Source organism: Roseofilum sp., from assembly GCF_982964205.1.
Genome location: NZ_CEZBFX010000072.1, coordinates 1 through 11,551 on the forward strand (window position 1 = coordinate 1; position 11,551 = coordinate 11,551).

At 43.6% G+C, this 11,551-nt stretch carries 8 protein-coding genes; 5 read left to right on the forward strand and 3 right to left on the reverse strand.

The annotated features are described in order from the left end of the window. Positions 1-223 precede the first annotated feature (223 nt). Positions 224-1,579 (reverse strand): nucleoside recognition domain-containing protein, encoded by a 1,356-nt coding sequence (locus AC3A14_RS16490; protein ID WP_318735322.1) that lies wholly within the window; start codon positions 1,577-1,579, stop codon positions 224-226. Between the two features lie 47 nt (positions 1,580-1,626). Further along, on the reverse strand, positions 1,627-2,871 hold the full coding sequence (locus AC3A14_RS16495) for an L-lactate MFS transporter (protein WP_318735318.1): 1,245 nt from the start codon (positions 2,869-2,871) through the stop codon (positions 1,627-1,629). A 378-nt stretch (positions 2,872-3,249) separates the two neighbouring features. Here AC3A14_RS16495 and AC3A14_RS16500 point away from each other — a divergent pair, with 378 nt between their 5' ends. The 5 genes from AC3A14_RS16500 to AC3A14_RS16520 all read left to right on the forward strand — a co-directional run bounded on the left by AC3A14_RS16500 (position 3,250) and on the right by AC3A14_RS16520 (position 9,664). After that, entirely contained in the window at positions 3,250-5,316 is a 2,067-nt protein-coding gene (locus AC3A14_RS16500) for a SpoIIE family protein phosphatase (protein WP_318735315.1), read from the forward strand. A 24-nt stretch (positions 5,317-5,340) separates the two neighbouring features. Then, positions 5,341-5,685, forward strand: coding sequence for an STAS domain-containing protein (locus AC3A14_RS16505; RefSeq protein ID WP_318698885.1), 345 nt, complete (start codon positions 5,341-5,343; stop codon positions 5,683-5,685). Positions 5,686-5,727: 42 nt separating this feature from the next. Beyond that, on the forward strand, positions 5,728-7,848 hold the full coding sequence (gene glgX / locus AC3A14_RS16510) for a glycogen debranching protein GlgX (RefSeq protein WP_318735313.1): 2,121 nt from the start codon (positions 5,728-5,730) through the stop codon (positions 7,846-7,848). Between the two features lie 444 nt (positions 7,849-8,292). Then, positions 8,293-8,547, forward strand: coding sequence for a hypothetical protein (locus tag AC3A14_RS16515; protein WP_318698883.1), 255 nt, complete (start codon positions 8,293-8,295; stop codon positions 8,545-8,547). 217 nt (positions 8,548-8,764) lie between these two features. Continuing rightward, positions 8,765-9,664, forward strand: coding sequence for an Rpn family recombination-promoting nuclease/putative transposase (locus AC3A14_RS16520; RefSeq protein WP_318735310.1), 900 nt, complete (start codon positions 8,765-8,767; stop codon positions 9,662-9,664). A gap of 1 nt (position 9,665) precedes the next feature. Here the strand turns inward: AC3A14_RS16520 and AC3A14_RS16525 are convergent, their stop codons facing one another. Beyond that, positions 9,666-11,474 (reverse strand): ShlB/FhaC/HecB family hemolysin secretion/activation protein, encoded by a 1,809-nt coding sequence (locus AC3A14_RS16525; protein WP_487779068.1) that lies wholly within the window; start codon positions 11,472-11,474, stop codon positions 9,666-9,668. Between the last annotated feature and the right edge of the window lie 77 nt (positions 11,475-11,551).

An 11,551-nucleotide genomic window follows, 5' to 3' on the forward strand; every position in this document is an offset into this window, starting at 1 on the left:
TTTCTTCGATAAATGACCAACTAGCAAAGCCTCTATCCATTACTCCAACTTCATTTTAGCCAATCATAACTCCAGAACGTATCCCATAGCTTATCGACCTTTGACTTGAGTTCCCCTGTTATCATTTTTTACCACTTTTCAAACTCAGATTCATAAAAATTAAGCGATCGCCTATTCCCCATTCCCTATTCCCCATTCCCTATTCCCCATTCCCCGCTAACTGTTAACCCATCCAAAATAAACTCGAAAAGATACAAGCCGATAGAAGTCCCGTCGCATCGGCAAGAAGTCCTGCGGCAAGAGCGTGGCGAATGCGGGTAATGCCAACTGCCCCAAAATATACGGCAAGAACATAAAACGTGGTGTCCGTACTGCCCATCATGGTAGAAGCAACAAAGGCACTATAGGAATCCGGCGATCGCTCAACTAACTCGCTCATAATTCCAAAAGCTCCACCACCAGAAAGGGGGCGCAGGAGTGCCATCGGTAAGACTTCCGCTGGCATTCCGATTAAATTTGTTATGGGACTGAGTAAGTTAGAGACGGCTTCCATTGCACCAGAAGCGCGAAACATCCCAATAGCAACCAGAATGGCAACTAAAAAGGGAATAATCCGAATGGCAATATCAAAACCCTGTTTGGCTCCTTCGGTGACGGCTTCATAAACTTTTACCCCTCGCCCGACTCCGTAAGTAATAATGAGGAGGATCAAGATCGGCATTAGCCAATGAGAAATGAAATCTTGGTTAAAGAAATCCCCTAGGGTGTCGCTGCGAATCACCCCATAGATAATAGTCCCACTAAACCCAAGGATAAATAACCAAGCAATCATTTGAGACGCTCTACCTGTGGGATAGAGCAGGTGAGAATAATCAGCTTCTTCAACTTCTTCCACTCGATTATCGCTGCTTTCTATCTCTAATTCCTCTGGGGACGGCTCTGTGAGAGACTCAACCTCCTGGAAGCTAGAATCTTTTCTACCCAACCAAGACGCAACCGAAATTCCGACAACGGTAGAACAAAGGGTGGCTAATAACGTAGGCAGGAAAATCGCCGCCGGATTACTACTATTGGCGGCTACTCTGACTCCAATGACTCCCAAGGGAAACAACACAACGCTAGAGGTATTAATTGCCAGAAACAAGCACATGGCGTTCGTAGCAGTCCCTTTGAGGGGATTAAGCTTATTGAGTTCAACCATTGCTTTGATGCCAAAGGGAGTTGCTGCATTTCCCAATCCGAGCATATTAGCAGAAATATTGAGGATCATTGCCCCCATGGCTGGATGGGTGGGGGGGACATCCGGAAACAGCTTAACCATCAAGGGTTTAAGGATATTCGCCAGAGTGTACATGAGTCCTCCGGCTTCGAGTACCCGTACTAAACCGAGCCAAAGTGCCATTACGCCAATTAAATCAATTGCTAGATTAACTGCGGTTTTGGCGGAGTCCAAACTGGCTTGAGTCACCTCTTCCATTTTGCCTGTATAACCAGCAAAGAGAATGGCGACAGCCATGAAGCCGACAAAAACAATATTTATGGCACTGGGTTTTCCTGAAGGTTGATCTGCTTGAGACATTTAAAGAGGGATATCGGGTTGAGTGTTTATAGCGTCGATGACTTCCTTCAGTTCCTTTCCCGCTTGAGCATCACCTGGGCGATGACGATACCTATAATGGCTAAAAACGCCATAAAGTAAAACGCATAATTATATGTGCCAAATAGATCTCGAATGCGGCCGGTCACTAAGGTTCCAATCAAAGCACCAACACCATAGGCTGTGAACACAATACCGTAGTTTTGAGCATATTGATCGGGGTTAAAAAAGCGCAATGTAATCGTTGGAGCCATTGCCAGCCAGCCCCCAAGACAGAACCAAAACAGGCAGAAGGCAATTAGATAAGTCGCCACTTGTCCCGTTTGAGCATTCACCATTAACAGACAACCGATTAAGATCAGCACATAGGACAAAATGGCAATGTAGTGAGGCTTAAAGCGATCGCTCAACCAACCAAAAAACGGACGACTTGCCCCATTGAAGAGTGCAAATAAGGCAACACTGCTTGCCGCGACAGTCGGATTAATCTCAATGATTTCCTGTCCAACTGGGCTGGAAATACCGATCGCACTCAAACCGACGATAGTTCCAATCGCGTAACAAATCCACAGTCCATAAAACGATCGACTCTTGAGCAAGTTCCCAGAATAGGTTGAGACAACGCTCGATTGGGACGCAACGATATGTTGCTGAGGATGCCAGTCCTTAGGAGGTAACTTCAAAGTGAAGGCAATGGCGAAAATGATGGCTGTAAAGGCGATACCGAGAATGCGTAACGTGGGTCGAACCGTATAGGCATCGATTAAGGAGTTGGCTAAGGGAGCGGTGATCAGGGGCGAAAGTCCAAATCCGACGATGGTTAACCCCAAAGCTAACCCTTTTTTATCAGGAAACCAGCGAGAGACCACAACCATAGGGACACCATAGGCAATACCAATCCCGATTCCAGCAATTACCCCATAGGTGAAGATGAGTAGTCCAATATGAGTCGCAAAGCTGGAAAGAATATAGCCCAAACCCACAGCAAGACCCCCGATCACCGTCATGGCACGCACCCCAATCCGAGTAATATAAAAACCCGCGATCGGCATTGATACGGCAAAGGAAACCAAAACAAATGTGAAGGGCAATAGGCTTTGAGTGGCACTAATTCCCAACTCATTTTCTAAAGGGGTTCTAAAAATACTCCAGGAATATACACTGCCCAAGCACAGCAGGATGATCATCCCGAAAGGAATGAAAAGCCATCTGCCCCGATCTGCGGGTATTCCCAAGATATTGAGTTTTGGCTCATAATTCGTGGTTATATTCATACGCTTTGACTTCTCCAAGGATGAAGAGTTTAAATCAGGTGAGCAAGGAAAGTTAAACAACAAACCTGCTGGTAGATTACACACTTTAGCGATCGCAAATTTTATCGGGGACAGTGTTGAATCTGCTATGAACCAAAATACTCCAAAACGCTGAACGGGACTATTAAAATATCCCAAAATTCTGGGTTCGGTCTATATTAAGGTTCGTTTTCAGTTAAAATGAAAGGTTAATCTAGCTCACCTTAAGGGTCGGGGATAGCTGAGATTGTCTTGTTGCTCTCCTCCACACGTTCTGATTAATGACCTGAAGATTGGCATCTCAGGAACTAAGGCACCCAGCCATTCACCGCTTAAGGTGAGGATATGGAATCTTTTTCTATGAAATCTTTTTCTAGCCATAGTTTACGCTTTCAGCTTACGGTCTTGGTTTTGTTAGCTGTGATCCCCGGTTTATTGGCGATATCCTGGTTAACCAGTTCTATGGCAACAGCATGGATGCGTCAGAGTGCTAAACAAAATAGGGAGATTCGCGCCCAGGAACTCGTCCAGCAACTGGCTACCTATAGTAGTAAAACAGAGGATATTCTCAGTAATATTGCTCAAGTTAAAGATATGGTCAGTATGAACCCAGAGCGTCAGGAACCAATTTTAAGGTTTTTGGTGGCAACCTATGGACTGACTTGGGCACAAACCTTCGATCGCCAAGGCAAAGAGGTGAGCAGTACCTGGGAAAAGACCGGAGAAAATGTAGCCAACAGGTCTTGGTTTCAACAGGCGATCGCCGGTTCAACCTCCATGGAAGCCTTCATTTCCCAAGCCTATAACCAACCTGTTTTGTGTTCGACGGTACCGATATGGGGTCAAATGGAGGCGAGTGCTGCACAAAACTACGCTAACGGAGTTTTGCGAAGCTGTATTAATTTAGTCACCCTTAGTAGCCAACTGCGATCGCTGCGATGGGGAAAAACTGGCTATGCCATGCTCTTAGATCGTCAGGGTTACATTCTTGTACATCCCGATGTTACCCTTCTCTCCCAACCCCAATTTATGTCTTGGGAAAATCATCCAGACATTCAACCCACCCTCACCTCCCCTGGACAGCATTTTGAACGACAAGATCGCGATGGAAATTATTGGTTAGGCTACTCCTTACCCCTGGGTAATGGACTGATTCTCCTGCTACAAGAACAAACCCGTGAACTGCGCCAACCCGAAGAGCAATTTTGGCAAATTTCCGTCTATTTAACCCTAGGAACGCTATTGGTCATTGGTGCAGCCGTGTGGTTCATTGCCACCAGTTTCACTCGTCCCATCACCGATTTAATTGTCGTTTCGACAACCCTTTGTACTGGAGAATTAAAGCAGAGAATTCAGGTCAATAGAGAAGATGAAATTGGGATTTTAGTTGATAGCTTTAATCGCATGGCGGATCAACTTCAAAAGGGTTTTCGTCAACTCGCTCAAGCCAACCAAACTCTAGAAGACAAAGTAACCCGACGGACAAGGGAATTAGAAGCCGCCAATAAAGCCTTATATGCAGCCAATACCACTTTAACCTTTGAATTAGAAAAAGGTCGGCAAATTCAACGCAATTTTTTACCTAAACGAGATGAAGCCAAACCCTTAGTCATTCTTAATCCTCCTAATTGGGAAGTCTTAGCTTGGTTTAAACCTGCCCGTCAAGTTGCTGGCGATTTCTATGATGCTTTTGAATTAGAAGAGGACTACATCGGTTTAGTCATTGCTGATATTTGTGATAAAGGAGTCGGGGCTGCCCTATTTATGCCCTTAATTCAAAGTTTAATCCGAATTTTTTCCGGACAAACCAGCTTAGATGGCTTGGTTTTAACTGGAAAATTCACAGTGGGTGATGCAATCCCTTCCACTGAACACCACAACTTTTATACTGCCGATCGCATTAATGCCCTAAAAGCAGTCGAGTTAACCAACCACTATTTAGCCAAAAACCATGGAAACTTAGGAATGTTTGCCACGTTATTTTTTGGTATATTAGACCGGAAAACAGGTAACTTAGTATATATCAATGCTGGACACTTACCCCTATTTATTCTCAAGTCTAGAGGTGGAGTAAAAGAATCTCTACCCCCTACAGGACCAGCCGTAGGAATTCAGATGGGAGCAGACTATAAAAGTCACCAGGTTACCTTAGATCCAGGAGATCTCTTATTAGGATACACTGACGGCATCACCGATGCGCGATCGCCTCAAGGTAAGTCCTTTTCCCTAGAAAGCTTACTCTCGATATTGGAACAACCCGCAACATCTGCTACTGTCTTGCTAGAGCGGATTATCCATCGGATCGACTCCCATCGCAATCAAACGGATCAATTTGACGATATGACCCTATTAGTGGTGAGGCGATCCGTTCTCCCTGCTCCCTCGGAAAACCAGGAACCCTCAGTTGCTTCTGTTTCTCCCCATTAATCCTTAAACGGCGACCAACACCCCATGGACATTAACATTCACAGTGAAGATTTAGTAACGATTATAGAAGTCAAAGGCAGCATTGACGGACAAACTGCCTCTACCTTACAAGAGCAGATTCTACCCGCGATCGAATCAGCCCCCAAAATTTTGCTCAATATGACAGAAGTTTCTTTTATGTCCAGTGCGGGACTAAGAACCTTATTAGTCTTACATCGCAAAGCTGCCGAAAAAAACATAGATGAGCAAAAAATACAAATTATATTAGTCGGATTATCGGAAGAAATTCGTGACACCATGTCCATTACTGGATTCCTCGACTTTTTCACCCTTTGTGAAACCATAGATGAAGCTCGTAGCCTGTCTTGAATCACGATCTTTTACCAATCTTCTCTGGGGTAACTTATAACAATGGAACGTATTGACATTCATCCCACCCGTACCTATAAAACTTTTAAATTGCGCCGAGGAAAACCCTTTCCTTTTGGGGCAACCTTAAAGCCAGGAGGAGTGAATTTTTCCATTTTTTCCAGTCATGCGACTTCCTGTACTCTGGTTCTCTTTACGAAAGGCGATCCCGAACCCTTAGTAGAAATTCCCTTTCCTGAAGAATTTCGGATTGGCAATGTTTACTGCATGATGGTTTTTGACTTGGACTATGAAAATATTGAATATGGCTATCGTATGGATGGTCCCCATGATACCACCGAAGGTCATTGGTTCGATCCGAGCAAAATTTTGATGGACCCCTACGCTAAAGTGATTGGCGGCCGGGATTTTTGGGGTGAGATGCCCAATTTTAAGGATATCTATCAACATCGGGCGCGAATTGTGATTGATGATTTTGATTGGGAAAATGACCGGCCTTTAGAGTTACCGCCAGAAGATTTGGTGATTTATGAAATGCATCTGCGCAGTTTTACCCAGCATCGTTCATCAGGAGTGAAAGAGAAATATCGGGGAACGTTTGCGGGAATGCGGGAAAAAATTGAGTATTTCAAAGCGTTGGGTGTTAATGCAGTAGAGTTAATGCCAATTTTTGAATTTGATGAGTTTGAAAATCATCGATTTAATCCACACACAGGGGAGCGACTCTATAACTATTGGGGATATAGTACGGTCGGTTTTTTTGCGCCGAAAGCGGGTTATGCAGCAACCGGAAAGTTGGGAATGCAGGTTGATGAGTTAAAGGCATTGGTGAAAGAGCTGCATAAAAATGGGATTGAAGTGATTTTAGATGTGGTGTTTAACCATACGGCAGAAGGGAATGAGTTGGGTCAAATGATTTCCTTCCGAGGGATTGATAATAAGGTTTATTATATGTTGACCCCAGAGGGGTATTATTTTAATTTTAGTGGTTGCGGTAATACACTCAATTGTAATCATCCCATTGTGCGCAATATTGTGTTAGATTGTTTGCGCTATTGGGCATCTGAATATCATATTGATGGCTTTCGGTTTGATTTGGCTTCGATTTTAGGGCGCGATCGCGATGGCACTCCCTTAACTAACCCTCCATTATTAGAAGTCTTGGCGTTCGATCCGATTTTGGCCAAATGTAAGTTGATTGCGGAAGCTTGGGATGCAGGTGGATTATATCAAGTGGGGTCATTTCCCTCCTTTGGCCGTTGGGCGGAATGGAATGGTAAATATCGGGATATGTTGCGCCAATTTGTCAAGGGAGATGCAGAGGTTTGGGAGATGTCCCATCGTTTAATGGGGTCTCCCGATCTGTATGCTGAAACGAACCGTCCCCCCACAACCTCGATTAATTTTATTACGGCTCATGATGGGTTTACGTTGATTGATTTATTCTCCTATGAAGAGAAACATAATGAGGCCAATGGGGAAGGGAACCGAGATGGGGCGAATGATAATTTTAGTTGGAACTGCGGTGAGGAAGGGTTGACCGACGATCCGGAAATCAATGAACTCAGACGACGACTGGTGAAAAACGCGATCGCCCTGTTAATCGTGAGTCAAGGTGTACCCATGATCTTAATGGGAGATGAGATGGGACGCACGAAGCAGGGGAATAATAATACTTATTGCCATGATAATGAGCTGAATTGGCTAGACTGGTCTTTATTGGAGACAAATCAAGATATTTTTGAATTCTTCCAGCACTGTATCGCTTTCCGTCATGCTCATCCGGTACTACGACGCAGCACCCATTTCCGACATCAAGATATCGTCGGCAGTGGATACGCTGATATTAGTTGGCATGGAACCCAAGCGTGGAATGTGGACTGGGCTGACTATGCTCGGACGTTAGGCTTTTTGCTCTGTGGTCAACATGCCCAAGATGGACAACGGGAGGACGACTATATTTATGTAGGGATGAATATGCACTGGGAACCTCTGACGTTTGAAATTCCCCAATTGCCGGATGAGAAACAGTGGCATTTATTTGCCGATACAGGATTAACTTCAGTTCAGAAAAGCTGGAAACCGGGTACAGAAATGGTTTTAGAAAACCAGTTTGAACAGGAATTGTGCGATCGCTCTGTCTTAATCCTCGTAGGACGATAAGTATTTCTCTATTATTTCGGGATTAACAGCCGTTGATTCCCTATATTTGGGGTCTGTACCTCCCCACAATATAAAGATATTATGTAGTTAATTGCTCAAAGCTGTAAACTGTGATAAGCATATTTTTCTTCTAGAATCAATATGTAAATTTCCATCAGAAAATACTAAATTTAATAAATTTTTAAGATCTCGATTATAGAACTTCAGACAGGATTTCTGCTCCATGAAATAGTCCAAAACCTTTATGAATAAAGGGTTTCAAACGGTCAGGGATCAAGGGAAATGGACGATTTACTAATTTCAAGGCTAAGTAACACCTCTAAAAAATTGACTATAATACAAATACTCTATTGAGTCACTTAAGGCAAGATCTTGAATTTAAGGAAACCGGAAGATGGCTCAACCCTTTAGTAATCAACTTTGTAAACTTATTTTTCAAAAACCATGAAAACCTCCTTAAATACATCAGAGAATCAACATTCATCTCTGCATATCCATGCCTCAGAGTTTAATATTCCTCTCATTCAACCTATACCCTGCCCGAACTGTGGTTCATCGGCTGAACGCAAGCACTTAGTTAAGTTAGAGCAAACTCAAATTGAATGCCCATCCTGTGATTATTTCCTGCTCACTTGTAGCCGTACTGGACGGGTAAAAGAAGCTTATGCTCCAGGTATTTATTGGGGTAATGGGCGCTAATTACAGCACTTTACGCTAGTAAGAAAAGGAATAGAAAAAAGACAGTAGGGGCTGAATTTCTTTCGCCCCTACTTGTGGTACTCAGGGTTTGGGGATTTGAGAAGGCACGAATGAGGGTCACTTTTTCTGCTAAAGTGACCGCAACGAGGTTAAGATTGAGTCAGTTAGGGATTGCGATCAACTCAAAGTATCCTTTAAGACTCAAAAGAAAAAAATCATGAAATTTATCAACCCCAAAATAGATTATGCCTTCAAAAAAATATTTGGTTCAGAACAAAGCCAACAAATATTAATCAGCTTTCTAAATGCTATCGTTTATGGTGGAGAAAAAATCATACAATCTTTGACGATCAAAAACCCCTATAATCCGGGCCAAGTTCTCAACTTAAAAGACACCTACTTAGATGTAAAAGCCGTTCTCAATGATGGTTCGATCGTAGTCATAGAAATGCAAGTTGCCTCAATGGCAGCATTTGATAAACGAGTCGCCTACAACCTAACCAAAGCTTATGCAAATCAGTTAACAAAAGGAGAATACTACCCCCAACTCAATCCAGCTATAGCAGTAACTATCACCGATTTTATCTTACTGAAAGAAAGTTCAAAAGTTATCAATAAATTTGTGTTTCAAGAAGAAGAGGAGGAGGATCTGAAAATTTTAGAGCAAGAATTGCGATTGATTTTTGTAGAGATCCCCAAATTCAATAAAGGTTTGTCGGAGTTACAGACCTTAACAGATAAATGGATTTATTTCCTCAAAGAAGCGGCATTATTGGAAGAAATACCTGAAAATCTAGGAGAAGTATCGGAGATAGAATTGGCGTTAAATCTAGCCAGTCAAGCGAATATGACCCCCGAAGAATTTGAAATAGTAGATCGGCGGGGGATGCTGCTGCAAGATGAAAGAGGAAGAATTACTTATGCGGAAGAAAAAGGACGAATCAAAGAAGCGATCGCCTTGATTATGCGTTTACTTAAAAAACGTTTTGGAGAAATTCCAGACGAGATCAGTCGCCAAATTGAAAGCTTATCGATTGAAAACTTAGAAGATCTAGGAGAAGAAATTTTAGACTTCAACGGTCTCGAAGATTTAGTGAACTGGCTAAAAGGTCTCTAATTTAAAGTTCCACATTAACACTAAAATAAAATCCATCATCCTGGGCATTATTTCCTCGATCGGGTAGATCGATAATGGGATAGCCATAATCTAAGCGGATATTCCATCCAGGAGCTACTTCCCAGAGTAATCCTACTCCCACACCCATTAAAAAGTTCTCAGAGGCTAAAACATTAGGATTGCCTTGGCTATTCCAAACTTGACCGAGATCGACAAAAGGAGCAACCATTAGAGTGGGTTGACCTTTGGTATCTCGTTGTATGGTAATCCGGTCTTCGATGGAGATTAAAAACCCATTATCTCCAGAACGGGCATTTTGTCGGTATCCTCGAACAGATTGACCGCCACCAATCACATATTGCCGTGAGGGAAGTAAGCTAGTTGTGGCCAGTTGTAGGTCTCCTCGAATGGTGAGTAAATGATGGTCTCCTAACCGTTGCAAGCGCTGTATACTCAGGAGCCAACTAAAAAAACGGCTATCGGGAGTCGAGCCGGGATTCAGAGTTGCGCCAAAGGCATCAATTCCCAGAGAAAATTGCGATCGCACCCCCAAAATTCCGTTTGCATCCCGACGCAAGTATTCCTGACCAAAGCGAATGGCGCTACTGCGGGTTCTTCCGCGATCATCTGGTCCCGATCCAAAGCCAAACGGAACATCTCCTAAAAACGTTTGCCCGCGATGGTGGGAAAATCCGAGGGAGAGGGCGAATTCTTGACGGGGAGAGCGGATCAGCGGTTGGCGATAGTCAAATTCATAGCGTTGGGTTTCGCCGCGAATTCCCAAATCTTGCAGTTGAATATTACTAATTTCATTATTATCGGGTAGAAATTGAATACTCAACGATCCATCCATGGCATTGATGGGGATACGGTAGGCAAACTCATAGCGACTGGTCTTGGCGTTGTTCGTGGTACGGTTATAACCAATGGTGGCGCGATCGCCTAAACCACTCAAATTTTGATATCCGACTCGAAACCCGATCCGCTCCGATCCCACACTTGCAGGTGAATAGTTATCTGCAAATAAATTAACGGTCAGCGGTTTTTTTAAGCTCACCCGCACCGTCAATTTACTCTGACCAATACCCGATCCAGGTTGCAAACTTGCTTCTACACTCTCAAAAAGAGGATCGGTTTTGAGCAGTCTTAATTGATTTTCCAAGGAAGCACTATTTAACGGTACTCCTGCCATTCTGCGAATCCGACTGGTAATATAACTTGGATTTAAACGCCCTGCCCCTTCAACAACAATGTCTTCTAAACGGCCTTCAATGACTTGAATTTCGATAACGCCATTGTCCACCACTTGATCGCCTAAAATTGCCCGACTATTAATATAGCCCCCATTCAAGTAGAGTTCTGTAATTTTATCGGCCGCCTTCCTAAGTTGATCTAAGGTTTGGGACTTACCCTCATAATTGGCAACAATTTCCTTCAGTTGTTCCTGACTGAAAATTGTGCTGCCCGTTACTCGAATTTCGTTCACTTCAATGGGTTGAGTACTTTGGGGAGTCTCCGTATTTTGCGAGAGGGGAGAACATTGGGGAGAATGATCTATCTGTTCAGGAGCAGAGATCGCACCACAAAAGGTAGGATCGTCTAGAGGAGCAATCGGGGAAAAACTCCAAGAGAACGCTTCAGGAGCAGAGATCGCCTCTAGGGGTTCAGGAACAAATTCAAACTCAGGGGAAATGGGGTCAGATCCAATTTCCAATGTATTAGGAGTCCTGGGCGAACTCGCCCAACTCGGAGCCATCAGGAACACTAAGGTACTCACAGATAGACTGGAAATCAATAAGGCACTCCTCACACTACAGACCTCATGAGATAGGGGTTGACGTTTGCGGTAGATTGCAGGCGATTTAGCAGTAATCCTAATAGATTAGG